The sequence below is a fragment of the Anaerolineales bacterium genome (genome assembly GCA_025808555.1).
GTDB lineage: Bacteria > Chloroflexota > Anaerolineae > Anaerolineales > UBA11579 > JAMCZK01.
Genome location: CP075526.1, coordinates 2,227,326 through 2,243,062 on the forward strand (window position 1 = coordinate 2,227,326; position 15,737 = coordinate 2,243,062).

Genomic DNA, 15,737 nt, shown 5'->3' on the forward strand with positions numbered 1-15,737 from the left:
TCTTGTTAGCGACCCATCTCTTCTTGTTCCAGCAATATCAAGGCTTCACGCGCAGCTGCTTTGCTGGCTGCCTGCTTACTGCGCCCCTCACCCCGCGCGATGCCGCGGCCCTGCACCTGCACTTCGACCACGAACATCTTGCTGTGATCCGGCCCGCTCTCATCCACAATCTTATAGTGCGGTGCGCCATGCCCGCGCGCCTGCGCCCATTCCTGCAGCAGGCTCTTGGGGTCACGGTCGCTCTCGCTGGCCAGGGTGTGCTCCACCGCCTGGGGCAGCAACGGCGCCAGGAACTGATCGACGGCGAGGATGCCGCCATCCAGGTACAGCGCACCCACCAGGGCTTCGAAGGCATTGCACAACATCGAGGTGCGCGTGCGGCCGCCGCCTTCCTCTTCGCCGTGGCCCATACGCAGGGCGCGGTCAATGCGGATCTGGCGGCCGAATTCCCCCAGGCGTTCGGTGCTCACCAGGCTGGCGCGCAGGCGGGTCATCTCGCCTTCGTTCATCTCGGGGAAGTGCTGATACAGCCAGGCGCCGACCACAAAATCAAGCACGGCATCGCCCAAAAATTCCAGACGCTCGTTATCTTCCAGCGCCTGGGGATTCTCGTTCAGATAGGAACGATGCGTCAAGGCGCGCAACAACAAGCGTGAATCTTTGATGGGCAACGCCAGGCGCGCAGCAAAACTTTGGGGGGCTTCCCGTTCTTGCGTTAGCTCAGGGTCATTGGGCATACCCAGGCAACTCCTTCCGGGAACTGAAGGAACGCTAGCCACCCCACAACGCGATGTGGGTGGCTGGCGACCCGCTAGTTCCTAAGGAGTGTATTTTATTCGTATTTTCGCAAAACGAGGACGGCATTGTGGCCGCCGAAGCCGAACGCATTGCTGATTGCAACCTTGATCTTGGACTCACGCGCCTTGTTGGGAATGTAGTCCAGATCGCAAACAGGGTCCGGCTCTTCGTAGTTGATGGTAGGCGGCAGGATGCCATCGCGAATAGCCAGCGCGCAGAACATCGCTTCGAGCGCACCGGTGGCGCCCATCATGTGGCCGGTCATCGACTTGGTGGAAGAGATGGGAATGTTGTAAGCCTGCTGGCCGAAGGCGGATTTGATGGCCGCCGTCTCAGACGCATCGTTGAGCGGCGTGCCGGTGCCGTGGGCGCTGATGTAACCGACCTCGTCTGGGTTGATGCCGGCCGAAGCCAGGGCCTGCTTGATGGCCTGGGCGCCGCCCGCGCCGGTTTCCGACGGCGCGGTGATGTGGCTGGCATCCGCTGAAGAGGCGTAGCCGGCCAGCTCAGCAATGATGTTGGCGCCGCGCTTCTTGGCGTGGCTTTCACTTTCGAGCATGAAGACGGCCGAACCCTCGCCCATCAGGAAACCATCGCGGTTCTTGTCAAACGGGCGCGGGGTGGCCTCGCCAAGCGATTTGCGCGACATGGCTTGCATGCGGTCGAAGGCGGCCACGGCAACCTTGGTGATGGTGGCTTCGGCTGCGCCGGCAAAGGCAGCATCGATCACGCCGGCGCGGATCAGCGTCCAGGCCAGGCCAATTCCATCTTGGCCGGAGGCGCAGGCGGAGGCGACCGAGAGCGCCGGTCCCTTGGCGCCATGGTCAATGCTGGTGAGGCCCGCCGAGCCGTTGGGCATCATCATCGGAATCAGGAAAGGACTGGCGCGGCGCGGGCTGTCGGTGTGCACGTCAACAATGCCGACTTCCATAGCGGTGAGGCCGCCAATGGCGGCCGAAATGATGCTGCCCACGCGGGCAGCGTTGCCCTCGTTGATCTCCAGGCCGGAATGCTTCATGGCCTGCGCCGAGGCGGCCGTGCCGAACAGCTGATAGCGGTCACGGCGGCGCGCCTCGCGGGCGTCAATGTACTCAGTGATGTCAAAGTTCTTGACCTCACAGGCGATCTTGACCAGGAAGTTCTCGGGGTCAAAGCAGGTGATGGGGCCAATGCCGGAGACGCCCTTGATGGCGTTGTCCCAGGTTTGCTCAACGGAATTTCCGAGCGGATTAACGGTCCCCATGCCGGTGATGACAACTTTTTCCATGCTAGACCTCAGTTCCTCTTCTAAAGCGACTTTAGACCAGACCCGGTAAGAATGAGCGCGACCGGCTCCGGCAACTGGCTGGCAGCCAGGGTGGAAAGCTGCCCCAGGCCTGCCCAGACAATGGCAGATGTTGGCTCTACAAATAACCCTGCACGAGCCAGTGCGTCGCGGGCGGGCAGGATCTCCTGCTCATCCACGGCCAGGAAGCGCCCACCGGTTGATTCTACAGCGCGCAGCAGCTCATCGCCGCGCACCGGCTGGCGCACACGCACACCCTCGGCCAGGGTCTGGCCCTCGGTGACCCAGGCCAGGCCGGCCGGGCCTTGGGTGGTAAGCGCCCACAGCGGCGCACAGGCGCGTGCCTGCACGCCGATGAGCACGGGCAGGCGCTCGATGCGCCCGGCAGCTTTGAGGGCTTCGAAGCCCAGCGCAATGCCGAGCAGCAGGCTGCCGTGCCCGGCGGGCGCGATGATGCTGCCCGGTGCCTGGTTGCCCAACTGCTCGTAGAGCTCGAATGCGATGGTGGCGATGCCCGGCAGGCCGAAGGGCATGTAGGCGTGGCTGGCATACACCGCCCCACCCTCGGCGGCGCGCAGGACGGCCGCGGCGGCCTCAGAGCGCGGGCCGAGGATGCTGACCAGGTCGGCGCCGTAGGCTTCGATCTGGGTGCGCTTGGGGCCTGACGCATAGTCTGGCACGAACACGCGCGCCTTCACGCCGGCCCGCGCCGCGTAGGCGGCGAAGGAGGCGCCGGCATTGCCGGATGAATCTTCCAGCGCTTCGCTGACGCCACGCGTTTTCAAGAAGCTGAGCAACGGCGCGCTGCCGCGATCTTTATAAGAGCTGGTGGGATTTAGATATTCCTGCTTGAAGGCCAGCCGTTTGCCAAAGGCGGCGCCTTCCACGAGAGGCGTATTGCCCTCGCCCAGGCTGACCGCTTCGGCGTCACCAGGCAGCCCGAAACTGGCGCGGTAGCGCCACAGCCCGCTCGTCTGGCTGTCTGGCTCATAAGTCAGGCCACCCTGCACGCCAAACACGCCGCCGCAATGCAGGCAGCGGAACGGGGCTCCGGTTTCAGGGTATGGACGGCGGCAGTTGGCACAGACGAATTCTGTCATCAGGCTTCTTTATCGGTCTGGGTGGGCACGTACTCGCCCTCCACCCACTCTTCGCCGTTGGGGCCGACTTCTTTTTTCCAAATGGGCACGATCTCCTTCAGGCGGTCAATGCCGTAGCGAGCGGCTTCGAACACGCCGCTGTCGCGATGGCCTGCGGTGCAAGCGATGAGTACGGTAGGAGTGCCCGGCAGTAGCGTGCCGATGCGCTGAGCAATGGCGATGCCTTCGACCTGCGGCCAGCGGGTGCGAATCTCCTCGGCGACCTGGTGCATCTTGGCCTCGGCCATCGGCACATAGGCCTCGTATACGAGGTGCTCAGTTTGATACGCTTCACCCCGGACGGTGACTGCGCGGACCATACCGCTGAAGAAGCACGCCGCGCCGGTGCTGGGCAGCGTGATGCTGGCGAGCATGGCGTTGAGATCCAACGGGGCTTCGGTGATAGTGAAGTGCGTGGGCCAATCGCCCGCGCCGCCGCTCACGGGCGGGAACAGGGCCAACTCAGCGCCAGCGGGCACCGGGTCCGCGTCGAAAGCGTATTCCTTGTTGACGGCCACCAGCATGGCGCCAGCGTACGCTGCCAGCTGGGGGAACTTGGCAAACAGCGCCAGCTTGAAGGCGGCCACATCCGCCCCAGCTGGCAGGTCAAGCTGGGTTTGCGAGACGCCGGCTTTGTCTCGCAAAGTGGCGAAGAACAGCACGGTGACCGTGTTCATCGGCGCTTCTTGCGGCGCATGGTGGGTGTAGCCTTTGCCGGCTCGGCTTTGGCAGCCTCAGCGCGCTTACGCTGCATTTCCTGCAAGGTGAAGATGCTGCGTCCACTTACGCGCATGCCGTGCTTCTTCTTTTCAAGCTTGGCCTCGCGGCGCTCCCACTTCTCAGTCATACTAACTTTCGGCGTAATCGCCGCCTGCGCCGCCGGTCTTGCTGACCAGGCGGATGTTCTCAATGTGCATGCTCTTCTCCGCCGCCTTGGCCATGTCGTAGATCGTCAGGGCCGCTACCGAGACGGCGGTCAGCGCTTCCATCTCTACGCCGGTCTTGCCGCTGGTGCGGGCCGTGGCGCGGATGAGGATGCCAGGCAGGGCATCATCGAACTCGAACTCCAGCGAGATGTGCTCCAGCGGCAGCGGATGGCAGAACGGGATGAGTTCTGCGGTGCGCTTGGCGGCCTGGATGCCTGCCACCTGGGCCACGGTGAGCACATCCCCTTTTTTGAGCTGGCCAGCGCGCACCAGGGCCAGGGTCTCAGCCTGCATGCGCACCTGGCCAGCGGCCACGGCGGTGCGCTGGGATACATCTTTGGCACCAACGTCCACCATGCGGGCGTTGCCCGCCGGGTCTATATGCGAGAGAGACTTGGCATCCTTTGGCATGACTTGAATTATAGCTTTCAGCGCTCAAGTGATAAGCGCTAAGTCGCTATAATGGCAGGCATGCAAGACATCGCCGAACGCCTTACCCATGCTCAAGAACGCATCCAATCCCTTCTGGAGCGTCTTTGACCTGCCCAAACAAGAAGCCGAACTAGCCAACCTGGAGCAGCAAGCCGCTGCACCGGATCTTTGGGATAACCCCAACCAGGCCCAACAACTGATGAAGCGCGTCTCGGCCCTGCGTGAGCAGGTGGAGAGCTGGCGCAAGCTGGAGCAGCGCATCGCCGAAAACCGTGAACTAGCCGAACTGGGCGATGAGAGCCTGCGGACCGAGCTGACCGCCGAGGCCGAAGTGGTGGAGCGCGAGGTGGACCAGCGCGAGCTGCGCACCCTGCTGTCTGGCGAGCACGACAGCGGCAATGCCCTGCTGAGCATCAACGCCGGCGCGGGCGGCACGGATTCGCAGGATTGGGCGGCAATGCTGCAGCGCATGTACCTGCGCTGGGCGGAAGAAGAGGGCTACAAGACCGAGATCATCGACTCGACCGCGGGCGAGGAAGCCGGCATCAAAAGTGTCACTATCGAAGTGAGCGGCCCGTACGCCTACGGCTACCTGCGCCCGGAGAAAGGCGTGCACCGCCTGGTGCGGCTCTCTCCGTTCGACTCGGCCCGACGCCGCCATACCTCGTTCGCCCAAGTGGAAGTGCTGCCGCAGGTGGAGGATATGGAGCTGGACATCAATCCGAACGATCTGCGCATCGATACCTTCCGCTCGGGCGGCGCGGGCGGCCAGAACGTGCAGAAGAACGACACCGCCGTGCGCATCACTCACATCCCCACCGGCATCGTAGCCAGCTGCCAGAACGAGCGCTCACAAGCCCAGAACCGCGAGAACGCCATGCGAGTGCTAAAAGCGCGGCTGCTGGAAGTGCTGGAGGCCGAACAGGCCAAGGAGTTGGCCGAGTTGCGCGGTGAATATCAGAAGGCGGAATGGGGAAGCCAGATCCGCTCGTATGTGCTGCACCCCTACCAGCTGGTGAAAGACCACCGCACAGAATATGAAGAAGGCAACAGCCAGGCCGTGCTGGATGGGCGGTTGAACGGATTCATTGAGGCGTACTTGAAATCGCAAGTTGGGAATTAGGCAGACGCAAATCTCAGTCTCGTGATTTCCTAATTGAGCCTTCCCCAGTACCATCGTGCCGATGAATTCACAGCGCCTTCAACTCACCCGCTACGCGTGGCTGTCGATTGCCGCGGCGGTGGTCACCATTGGACTGAAAACGGCGGCCTGGCGGGTGACCGGCTCGGTAGGCCTGCTGTCTGACGCGCTCGAATCGCTGGTGAACCTGGCCGGCGCAGTGATGGCGCTGGGCATGCTGACGCTGGCCGCCGCCCCTCCCGACGAAGAGCACGCCTACGGCCATACCAAAGCCGAGTATTTCTCCAGCGTCATTGAAGGCGTGCTAATCCTCCTGGCGGCGGGCAGCATTGCTTACAGCGCCATCCAGGGGCTAATCAACCCAAAACCCATCGAAGCCATCGGCCTTGGGTTAGCGGTCTCGGTGCTGGCGTCTTTGATCAACCTAGGCGTGGCGCAAGTGCTACGGCGGGCGGCCCGCAAGCACAATTCGGCCAGCCTGGAAGCCAATGCACAGCACCTGATGACGGATGTATGGACCTCGGCGGGTGTATTGGCCGCGGTGGGCCTGGTGGCGCTAAGCGGCTGGCAGGTGCTAGACCCGATCGTGGCGCTGGCGGTGGCGGCCAATATCACCTACAGCGGCGTCAAGATCGTGCGCACATCGGCCGCCGGCCTGCTGGACGCGGCCCTTCCGCCCCAGGAGCTGGCGGCGGTGCAGGCCGCCATCCAGGGCCAGCTGCCGCAAGGCGTGCAGTATCACGCCTTGCGCACACGCCAGTCAGGGGCGCGCAGCTTCGTATCGCTGCATGTGCTGGTGCCGGGCGGCTGGACTGTGGCCCGCGGCCACCGCCTGCTGGAGCGGGTGGAGGCGGCGGTGCGGTCAGCACTAACCGGCGACGTCACCGTGTTCACTCACCTGGAGTCGATCGGCGACGTGGCGAGCTACGAGGACGAGGGGCTGGATAGGTGAGTGAATCAGTCACTCTACGGATTTGACAAAGCTTGCACTACCCGCTATACTTCGCCCCTGCCTGCCTAACCGCAGGCGGTTTTGTGAATTGACCTTGATTGAGAGACTACTGAAATGACACCGCTTCCAAAACGCAAAGTTTCCAAGGGCCGCCGCGACCGCCGCCGCGCCCATGACGCGCTGCAGGCCCGCAACACGGTCACCTGCTCCAACTGCGGCCAGATGCGCCTGCCCCACCAGGTATGCGCCAACTGCGGCTACTACAAGGGCCGCGAGGTCGTAAAGGTCGAACGCGAGTAAGACGAATACAGCAAACAAAAGACCCGCCAGATGGCGGGTCTTTTTATTTCGGTGCAACTTCCAGCTATTCAGTTTCCAGGTGGGCTTTGAGCTTCTGCAAATGGTCGCCGTCTTCCTTTTTCATGATGCCAGCCACCATGGGCAGCATCATCTTACGCAGCCCGCTGGCCTCCAGCTCGCAGACCCAGCGAAGCCGCGTGCCGCCGTCCTCTGGCGAGAGGTGATAGTGGTACTCCACCTTGATGCCTTCGGCCTCAGTGCTGATGCCGAAGTGCGCCGGGGACTCATAGGCCGAAACCAGCAGGTCGGCGCTGGCCTCTTTGCCGTTCATCAGGCGGGTCTCCCGAAAGCGGGTGCCAACGCCGATCGGGCCGTCGGTCAGTTTCTTGCATTCCTTGATGTTGTCGACAAACTTGCTGCCATTGGCCGGGTTGGAGATCAGGGCGAAGACCTCTTTTGGCGGGCGGGCAATATGCTCAGTGAATTCGAAACCGTTCATTGTTTCCTCTTAACTTTCGTTTTGATTGGTTCGAGCGGGACATACGCGTCCGTATACAACCGCTCCAAATGACCATTCACCTGCGCGCAGGTGTAGATCTCAAACGGCGGCGCGGCCTGCAGGCAGTACTGCTCGCCGGGCAGCCACTCAACCCCGATGTAGGTAAAGGTCTTGGCGATCTCTTCCATGCCGCCGAAGTGGCGGCGGGCCACGCACAGCCCAGGCTGCAGGACGCGGCACCCGAGCGGATACTGACCGGCAGCTATGCCTGCGGCAAGCGGAGCCTCGACTGGCAGGCAGGCGTCGAAGCGGATGTTGGCTTCGCTGCTGACGTAAGGATCATCGTGCGTGATGCCGATCAGCTTTTCCCGTGCGTAGGCGAGGCCATGCCGGTCTGCAAATTCAAACAGCGGCGCCCAGAGATCAAAGAAGGCCTGAGAGTCTTCGAGCAGGGTCTCGTAGCCTTTGTAGCGGATGAAGATCAAATGCTGAGCGGGCAGTCTTTCCACGCTGAGGGCTTCCTTTTGCATATTGAAACGCAGCGCCAGCGGGGTCTCAGCAGTGAAACCATCATAGGCATGCTGGGTCATCAGTTCATCGGCGCAGGCGCGATATTCCTTCAATACCTCACGAAACTGGGACGGATGGATATCAAACTGGCGTACGAAGGCCCGGGTGAAAGTCTCGTGGGTTTTGAACCCGGCCTCCAGCGCGATCTGCAACACATTATCTGGGCTGACCTTGAGCCGGTACACGGCACGCTCCAGACGCAAGCGACGCACATACTCCTTGGGCGCCTCCCCCACGATATGCTGAAAGACGCGGTGGAAGTGGTGCGGCGAGAAGCCAGCTAGAGCAGCCAGGCAGTCGAGCGACAGCAGTTCGTCCAGATGCTCCTCAATATGCACCAGCACGGGCAGTAGGCTGTGCAGGTGCTTACTAGTGGTTGCTGCGCGCGGGCCGGGATCAACACGCTGCCACTATAGCATCCGGCGGAAGTCCCTACTCGACATTTTTTGCGAAATTGGCAGAACACTCTTGTCTGTGGTTAATTCGCCTTACAATCTAGCCACTATGAACCTAGACCCCAAGACCACCGCTTTCATCTTCCCCGGCCAGGGCTCACAAAAAGTGGGCATGGGCAAAGAGCTGGCTGGCGCCTACCCCGAGGCGCGCCAGGTGTTTGAAGAAGCCGACGCCACGCTGGGCATTGGCCTCTCAACGCTGGCCTGGGGTGGCCCCGAAGCTGAACTCAACGACACAGTGAATACGCAACCCGCCCTGCTGGTGCACTCGGTGGCGGCGTTGCGCGTGTTCCAGACGCTGCAGCCCGACTTCACGCCCGCCTACGTAGCCGGCCACAGCCTGGGCGAGCTATGCGCCGCCGTGGCAGCCGGCGCGATGGACTATCCCAGCGCGCTGCGCCTGGTGCGCCGGCGCGGCGAACTGATGAAAGAGGCCGGCGCCCAGCAGCCGGGCGGCATGGCCGCCATTCTTGGGCTTGATATTCCTGCGGTGGATGGCGTGTGCGCCGAAGCCAGCACGGCGGACGAAGTGGTGCAGGTGGCCAACGACAACTGCCCGGGCCAGGTGGTGATCAGCGGGCATGCGGGCGCAGTGGCCCGCGCCATGGAGGCGGCCAAGGCCGCAGGCGCCAAGCGCGCCCTGCCGCTGCCGGTCAGCATCGCAGCCCACTCGGCGCTGATGGCCAGCGCGCAAGCTGGCTTCAACGAAGCGGTGGCGGCGGCCAATATTGTGGATCCATTAACCCCGCTGATCGGCAACGTGAGCGCGGCGCCGCTGGCGGATGCAGCCGCCCTGCGCGCCGATTTGCAGGCCCAGCTGACCAGCCGCGTGCGCTGGACGGAGACCATTCAGGCGCTGCGCGCCGCGGGCATCACCACGTTCATCGAGTTGGGGACGGGCAGCGTGCTGGCCGGACTGCTCAAGCGCATCGACGCCGAGGCAGCCGGCATGGCGTTAGGGAACCCGGAAGATTTAGAGAAGCTGGCGGGGTGAGCTGGGCGCGTTGCGGTGCGCCCTACCCTTTCAAGTTTGCACTACTCACTAAAATATTGCTGATACGAGCTCTGGTTTACAAACACCAGCCCATAGTCGTCACGATATACGAGCGAATAGCCCACAAGCTCGCCTTCATTTGCATCGGCATAGAAAAGACGGCTGATCGCCAGTTGCTCAGGATCAAGGCCAACAGCATCCTGATTCAAATAATCCCAAATGCGTGACTGGCTAAGAAACAGCAGCTGGAAAGCGTGTTCACGGATGAAGCCATAATCCAAAGTTTCGAAGCGCGCGCTACGGGTCCAGCCGGCGCTCTCCGGGATGTACAGATTGACATCGGCGTAGACGTTGTAGGTTGCCGGCGGCAGCGGCGCCAGCGCCTCTTGCGCATCGGTGTAGAAGTTTAGAGAGGGATGATTACTTTGGCGCGCCAGCTGGGTCTGGTAGATCGCCAAAGCGTGCGGGAGCATGCCGGCAAAGCTGTAGACCCACACTGCCAGCAGGACTCCACTGAGCAGCGCACGGGTGCGCTTGGTGCGCCACAGTCCCGCCGCATCCTTCCACGAAGCAGGCAATATAGCCACAAGACACGAGAGCAGCGGCAAGGCAGCCGGCAGCCAGTACTGAAATTTGACGATGGAAAAGCCTGCGAACATATACACCGCAAACGGCGCCGCCCAAGCGAGAATGAGCCGGTGCAACAGCTTGTGAGGGCCGCGCCAGGCGGCAATCACTGCCGACACGCTGGCCGCGGCCAGCAGCAGCCAGCCGCCAAAGTTGTCGCGCAGCATGCGGGTCACTTCCGGTAGGCCTTTGGCGTATTCCAGCTCAAAGCCGCCGGCCATGAGGCCCGCTTGCGAGCTGAGCGTGTTGAAGTAGGTGCTGCGCGCCCCGGCATATAGCAGGATCGGGTTGCTGGCGAAGAAGGCGGCCAGCATGACCGCCAGGAAGCCGCCCGCGGCCAGCAGTACACGGCGCGAGCTATGTCCGGCGCTGTACGCGTGCCACAAGTAGACCAGCACGGCCAAAACAAAATACACGCCGATGAGCTTGGTCTGCGCACTCAAGCCGCAGGCCACCGCGGCGAAGTAGAAGTTGCGCCCGAGCCGCAGTTCATCCCGCACGAGAAAGAACAGGGTCAGCATAGCGAACAGGATCGCCAGGCTGTCTGGATGCCACCAGAAGTTGTTGTACATCACGCCCGGCAACAAGGCCAGGAAGATGAACAACACTACCGCGCGGTAATCCCTGAAGCGGGTGTGCAGATAGACCAGCAGCCAGATGGCCGCCAGCATAGGCAGCACGCTGACAAAGTTGCGAAGCACGGCCATCACCAGCGGCATGCTGCCCAACTCGCCCAGCCACTTGAGCGGAAGCAACAGCAAGGCAGAATACGCAAAGTGCGGGAAGCCGTAGAAGTAATACTCGTAGGCGAAGAAGTTGGCGACGGTGTGCTTCAGCGTGTCGCGCGGCTGGAGCATGTCTTGCAGATACGGGAAAGGAATGGCCTCGTCGGCTTCGAAGGCCAGCACCATGCCGAGATCTTCAGAGGCGGCTGCGTTGGGCAGCCACAAGGCGGCGAACAGCGCGGCGCACAGCAGCGCCACGATGGCGACGAAGTTGAGTTGCTTGGGCTGCGGCATGCGCAGGAATGGTATCACCTTGACTATGCCAGAGCGCATGTGATAAACTCCTGCCGTTAATGGTCCCGTGGTGTAGCCTGGTTCAACACGCTGCCCTGTCAAGGCAGAGACCGCGGGTTCAAATCCCGTCGGGACCGCCAGCAAAGCCGCTCTTTGAGCGGCTTTTTGTTTGCCCGTGTGCGCAATCGGCTTGTGTTTATAATCAGCCGCATGCCCATCCCCTCCCCACTCTACAGCCGCACCGCTGCCCTGTGCACCACCCAAGAGTGGCGAGATTGGTCCGGCTACTTCTCCGCCATCACCTACGGCCCCAGCCACGAAGTGGAGTACTACGCTGTGCGCAACGCCGCCGGGCTGATGGATGCATCCCCTCTATATAAATACGAGATCAGCGGGCCGGACGCGGAACGCCTGCTTGACCGCATGGTGACCCGCAACGTAGCCAAGAGCCGCGTTGGCCAGGTGCTGTACACGCCCTGGTGCGACGAAGACGGCAAAGTGATCGATGACGGCACGCTGGCCCGGCTCGGCCCGCAGCACTTCCGCCTCACGGCGGCTGACCCCAGCCTGCGCTGGCTGCAGGATGTCGGCTATGGGCTGGATGTGGAACTGCGCGATGTATCCCGCGAGCTGGCGGCGTTGGCCCTGCAAGGGCCAAACAGCTACGCCATCCTGAGCACGCTCTTTCCCAAAGCAGCCCTCGGCAAGCTGGCGTACTATCGCCTGCTGCAATCGGAGTACAAGGGTACGCCTCTCACCATCACGCGCACCGGCTACACCGGCGACCTGGGCTACGAGCTATGGGTCGCGCCCGAACATGCCGCGGCGCTGTGGGACAGCCTGATGGAGATCGGCCAGGGCTACGGCATCATGCCGTTGGGCCTGGCCGCGCTCGATATTCTGCGTGTGGAGGCTGGCCTGCTGCTGATCGAGGTGGATTACAGCAGCACCCTGCATGCCCGCATTCCTGAGCAGCAAAGCAGCCCGTACGAGATCGGCTTGGGCTGGGCGGTGGACCTGGACAAGCCGGATTTCATCGGCAAGCAGGCCCTGCAAGCCGAGCAGGCCGCGGGCACGCCGCGCAGCCTCGTGGGACTTGAAGTGGACTGGCACGACCTGGAGCGGCTGTTTGGCGAGGCGCACCTGCCGCCGCAGGTGGCTGGCCGCGCCAGTCGTACGGCCGTGCCGGTGTACGCGGATGGTGAGCATGTGGGCCAGGCAACCAGCATGGTGTTCTCGCCCATCCTCAAGAAATACATCGCCCTGGCCACTGTGACCAGCGAACACGCCGCTCTCGGCAGCCAGCTTGAATTCGAGATCACGGTGGAATATGTGCGCCAGCGCGCCAGCGCTATGGTAGCCAGGATGCCTTTCTACAACCCGCCCCAGAAACGAGCGCTGCCCAATGGCTAACCCCTCCCAGCAATACGATGCCATCATCATTGGCGGTGGGCACAACGGCCTGGTCAACGCGGCCTACCTGGCGCGCGCCGGCCTGAAGACGTTGGTGCTGGAGCAGCGCCATGTGCTGGGCGGCGCCACGGTGAGCGAAGAGATCTACCCAGGCTTCAAGTTCAGCGTGTTCTCGTATGTGGTCAGCCTGATGCGGCCGGAGATCATCCGCGAGCTGGACCTGGTGCGGCATGGGCTCACCATCCTTCCGCTCGAATCGACCATCACCCCCCTGCCCGATGGGCGCTATATCTATCGCGGGCCAGACTCGGCGGCCACCTTCCGCAACATCAGCCAGTTCTCAACGCGAGATGCCGAAGCGTATCGTGAATACAGCTACGCCATGTATCACATGGCCAAGGCGGTCAAATACATTCTAAGCATCCGGCCCCCCGACCCGACCTCATTTGACCCGCGCGAGTTGCTGGCTTTGCTCAAGCTGGGCAAGCACTTCCTCAGCCTGGGCGAGGAGAACATCTACACCCTGGCCAAGTTGATGACAATGAGCTCGGCAGATTTTCTGGAAGAGTGGTTCGAGACCGACCCGCTCATCGCTACGCTCTCGGCCAGCGGCATCATCGGCACCTTCCTTGGCCCGCGCTCGCCGGGCAGCGCCTATGTGCTGCTGCATCACTACATGGGCGAGATTGACGGCGTGTTCCGTGCCTGGGGCTTCGCCCGCGGCGGCACCGGCGGCGTGGCCGAAGCCATCGCCAGCTCGGCGCGCGCGCTTGGCGCCGAACTGCGCACCGAAGCGCGTGTGGCGCACGTCATTACCCGCAACGGCCGCGCCGTGGGCGTGGCGCTGGAGAACGGCGACGAGATCTATGCCAAACGCATCATCTCGAGCCTGGATCCCAAGCTGACCTTCCTTAAGCTGGTGGACAAGGACGAGTTGCCGAGTGACCTGGTGGAACGAGTCGGAAAGTTTGACAGCTACGGCTCCTCCGGCAAGGTCAACCTGGCGCTGGACGGCATGCCCGAGCTCAGCTGCCTTCCCGGCTTTGGCGAGCACATGCGCGGCGCCATCTCCATCAGCCCCAGCGTGAATTACATTGAGCGGGCCTACGACGAAGCCAAGTATGGCCGCTTTGCCAAGAAGCCGTACGTCGACATTATCTTCCCCTCGGCGATCGACCCCGGCATGGCTCCGCCGGGCAAGCACGTCATGTCGTGTTTTGTGCAGTATGCACCATATACGCTGGCCGAGGGCAACTGGAACAGCCAGCGCGAAGCGTTTGGCGACGCGGTGGTGGACACGCTGAGCGAATACATGCCGAATTTGAAAAAGCTGATCCTGCACCGCCAGGTGCTTTCACCGTGGGATATTGAGCAGACCATTGGCCTGAGCGGCGGCAACATCTTCCAGGGCGAGCTCAGTCTGTCGCAGTTGTTCTTCCTGCGGCCGGCGCCGGGCTACGCCCAGTACCGCACGCCGATCACCAACTACTACCAGTGTGGCTCGGGCACCCACCCCGGCGGCGGCATCACCGGGGCGCCAGGCCGCCTGGCCGCCATCGAGATCCTCAAAGACGCCGGCAAAGGCGGGCTGAACTAATGGCTGCCTCGTACGACGCAATCATCATCGGCGGCGGGCACAACGGCCTGGTGGCCGCGCTCAAGCTGGCGCGGGCCGGACGCAGCGTACTGGTGCTGGAGCGCCGCGCCCAAGTAGGCGGCGCAGCCAGTACCGAAGAGCTGATCCCCGGCTTCCGCTTCAACACCGGCGCGCCCAACGCCAACCTGCTGCCCGAGGCGGTGTTCTCACTGTTTCGCCAGCATTCGCCGGCTTTCGTGTTGCCGGCTGTGCGCGCCTTTGCGCCGCAAGCGGATGGCACCGGCGTGACCATCTGGCGCGACACCGAGCGCACAGCCATGGAACTGGCCACCCGCTCGGCCAAGGATGCCCAGGCCTATTGGGAATTCTCACGCCAGCTGGAACGCTTCGCCGGCGTTCTCTCCAAGATGGCCCATCTGCGCCCGCCCAGCCTGACCTACAACCCCGCCCGCTTGCTGATGGCCTGGGCCGGCCTGGCCCTGCAACTGCGCCGGCTGGGTGCCAAAGACATGATGGACTTCATGCGTGTGCTGCCCATGGGCGCTTCAACCTGGCTCAACGAGCATTTTGAGAGCGAGGCCATCAAGGGCTTGTATGCAGCCTATGCCACCACCGGCGTGATGCAAGGCCCGCGAGCCAGCGGCACAGCTTTCATACTGCTATACCAGCACATGGGCGGCAACCTGCAGCGCATCGTGCAAGGCGGCGTAGGCGCGGTGAGCGACGGCCTGGCCAAGGAAGCCAAACTGGCCGGGGCCGAGATCCGCACCGGCGTGAGCGTGGCACACATCCTATCCGCAGACGGCCGCGTGAGCGGCGTGGAGCTTGAGGATGGCGAGCGCATCAGCGCTCGCCAGGTGCTCTCCAATGCTGACCCGCACACTACTTTCATGAAGCTGCTTGGCCCGGCGCAATTGGCGCCGCGCCTGTATCGCCGCTTCCGCAGCCTGAAGCTGCGCGGCAGCACCGCTACGGTGCACTTCGCACTGAGCGGCGCGCCGCAGTTCCTGGCGGCTGTCGCTCACCCGGAGCACCTGCAGGGTGACATCATCATCAGCCCCAGCCTGGACTATGCCGAGCAAGCCTACGACGATGCCAAGCACGGCCGGCTGTCGGCCGCGCCGGTGCTGATCGCGCGCATCCCCAGCCTGCTGGACAGCACGCTGGCGCCGGCGCGCAAGCACACCTTGTCAGTCACGGTGCGTTACGCGCCGTACACGCTGGCCGAAAGCAACTGGGACGCGGAGCGCGAGCGCCTAGGCGACATGGTGCTTGAAACGCTGGCGGAATACGCACCAAACCTGCGCACATTGGTGGAAGAGCACCGCGTAATCACCCCGCTGGATTACGAACGAGACTACGGCCTGGCGGGCGGCAGTGAAATGCACGGCCAGATGGGGCTGGACCAGTTGCTGCTGCAGCGTCCGGTGCCTGGCAGCGTAGGCTACCGCCTGGGCAACCACGCACCGCGCGGCCTGTATATCTGCGGCGCGGGCGGCCACCCCGGCGGCGGCCTGACCGGGCTGCCCGGCTTGCTGGCGGCTGAGCAAGCCCTGCAAGAGCAATGACCCCTACCGGCATCCGCCTGCG

At 63.1% G+C, this 15,737-nt stretch carries 16 protein-coding genes and 1 tRNA gene; 8 read left to right on the plus strand and 9 right to left on the minus strand.

Features of this window, described 5'->3' with window-relative positions; all coding sequences use genetic code 11:
* Window positions 1-5 precede the first annotated feature (5 nt).
* The 6 genes from rnc to moaC form a co-directional block, all read right to left on the minus strand.
* Window positions 6-737, minus strand: coding sequence for a ribonuclease III (rnc, locus tag KIT08_11085; GenBank protein UYN89626.1), 732 nt, complete (start codon window positions 735-737; stop codon window positions 6-8).
* Window positions 738-832: 95 nt separating this feature from the next.
* A complete protein-coding gene (gene fabF / locus KIT08_11090) occupies window positions 833-2,065 on the minus strand; it encodes a beta-ketoacyl-ACP synthase II (protein UYN89627.1) in 1,233 nt (410 codons plus the stop codon).
* Between the two features lie 20 nt (window positions 2,066-2,085).
* Entirely contained in the window at window positions 2,086-3,183 is a 1,098-nt protein-coding gene (locus KIT08_11095; protein ID UYN89628.1) for a pyridoxal-phosphate dependent enzyme, read from the minus strand.
* Window positions 3,183-3,899, minus strand: a complete 717-nt coding sequence (gene moaD, locus KIT08_11100) for a molybdopterin converting factor subunit 1 (protein ID UYN89629.1) — start codon at window positions 3,897-3,899, stop codon at window positions 3,183-3,185. Before moaD ends, KIT08_11095 begins: the two co-directional genes overlap by 1 nt.
* Window positions 3,896-4,069 carry a hypothetical protein gene (locus KIT08_11105; GenBank protein ID UYN89630.1) on the minus strand — a complete coding sequence of 58 codons (174 nt, stop codon included), beginning with the start codon at window positions 4,067-4,069 and terminating at the stop codon, window positions 3,896-3,898. Before KIT08_11105 ends, moaD begins: the two co-directional genes overlap by 4 nt.
* A 1-nt stretch (window position 4,070) precedes the next feature.
* Window positions 4,071-4,559, minus strand: coding sequence for a cyclic pyranopterin monophosphate synthase MoaC (gene moaC, locus KIT08_11110; GenBank protein ID UYN89631.1), 489 nt, complete (start codon window positions 4,557-4,559; stop codon window positions 4,071-4,073).
* An 88-nt stretch (window positions 4,560-4,647) separates the two neighbouring features.
* Between moaC and prfB the strand changes: the two genes are divergently transcribed.
* The 3 genes from prfB to rpmF all read left to right on the plus strand — a co-directional run bounded on the left by prfB (window position 4,648) and on the right by rpmF (window position 6,973).
* Entirely contained in the window at window positions 4,648-5,703 is a 1,056-nt protein-coding gene (prfB, locus tag KIT08_11115; protein ID UYN89632.1) for a peptide chain release factor 2, read from the plus strand.
* A 61-nt stretch (window positions 5,704-5,764) separates the two neighbouring features.
* Window positions 5,765-6,673, plus strand: coding sequence for a cation transporter (locus KIT08_11120; protein UYN89633.1), 909 nt, complete (start codon window positions 5,765-5,767; stop codon window positions 6,671-6,673).
* A 114-nt stretch (window positions 6,674-6,787) separates the two neighbouring features.
* On the plus strand, window positions 6,788-6,973 hold the full coding sequence (rpmF, locus tag KIT08_11125) for a 50S ribosomal protein L32 (GenBank protein ID UYN89634.1): 186 nt from the start codon (window positions 6,788-6,790) through the stop codon (window positions 6,971-6,973).
* 64 nt (window positions 6,974-7,037) lie between these two features.
* Here the strand turns inward: rpmF and KIT08_11130 are convergent, their stop codons facing one another.
* Both KIT08_11130 and KIT08_11135 read right to left on the minus strand, forming a co-directional pair.
* Window positions 7,038-7,472 carry an SRPBCC family protein gene (locus tag KIT08_11130; protein UYN89635.1) on the minus strand — a complete coding sequence of 145 codons (435 nt, stop codon included), beginning with the start codon at window positions 7,470-7,472 and terminating at the stop codon, window positions 7,038-7,040.
* The gene (locus tag KIT08_11135; GenBank protein UYN89636.1) at window positions 7,469-8,386 is read right to left on the minus strand and encodes an AraC family transcriptional regulator; all 918 of its coding nucleotides are present in this window, start codon (window positions 8,384-8,386) and stop codon (window positions 7,469-7,471) included. The genes KIT08_11130 and KIT08_11135 overlap by 4 nt, the downstream gene beginning before the upstream one ends.
* Window positions 8,387-8,546: 160 nt before the next feature.
* Here KIT08_11135 and fabD point away from each other — a divergent pair, with 160 nt between their 5' ends.
* Entirely contained in the window at window positions 8,547-9,491 is a 945-nt protein-coding gene (fabD, locus tag KIT08_11140) for an ACP S-malonyltransferase (GenBank protein ID UYN89637.1), read from the plus strand.
* Window positions 9,492-9,532: 41 nt separating this feature from the next.
* Here fabD and KIT08_11145 read toward each other — a convergent pair whose 3' ends face one another.
* Window positions 9,533-11,176, minus strand: coding sequence for a hypothetical protein (locus KIT08_11145; protein ID UYN89638.1), 1,644 nt, complete (start codon window positions 11,174-11,176; stop codon window positions 9,533-9,535).
* Between the two features lie 22 nt (window positions 11,177-11,198).
* On the opposite strand from KIT08_11145, the gene KIT08_11150 reads away from it, so the two are divergent.
* The 4 genes from KIT08_11150 to KIT08_11165 all read left to right on the plus strand — a co-directional run bounded on the left by KIT08_11150 (window position 11,199) and on the right by KIT08_11165 (window position 15,715).
* Window positions 11,199-11,277: transfer RNA gene (locus KIT08_11150), tRNA-Asp, on the plus strand.
* Window positions 11,278-11,347: 70 nt separating this feature from the next.
* Window positions 11,348-12,550 (plus strand): aminomethyltransferase family protein, encoded by a 1,203-nt coding sequence (locus KIT08_11155; GenBank protein ID UYN89639.1) that lies wholly within the window; start codon window positions 11,348-11,350, stop codon window positions 12,548-12,550.
* Complete coding sequence (locus tag KIT08_11160) at window positions 12,543-14,147, plus strand: NAD(P)/FAD-dependent oxidoreductase (GenBank protein UYN89640.1); 1,605 nt, start codon at window positions 12,543-12,545, stop codon at window positions 14,145-14,147. The genes KIT08_11155 and KIT08_11160 overlap by 8 nt, the downstream gene beginning before the upstream one ends.
* Window positions 14,147-15,715 (plus strand): NAD(P)/FAD-dependent oxidoreductase, encoded by a 1,569-nt coding sequence (locus KIT08_11165; protein UYN89641.1) that lies wholly within the window; start codon window positions 14,147-14,149, stop codon window positions 15,713-15,715. The genes KIT08_11160 and KIT08_11165 overlap by 1 nt, the downstream gene beginning before the upstream one ends.
* Window positions 15,716-15,737 lie beyond the last annotated feature (22 nt).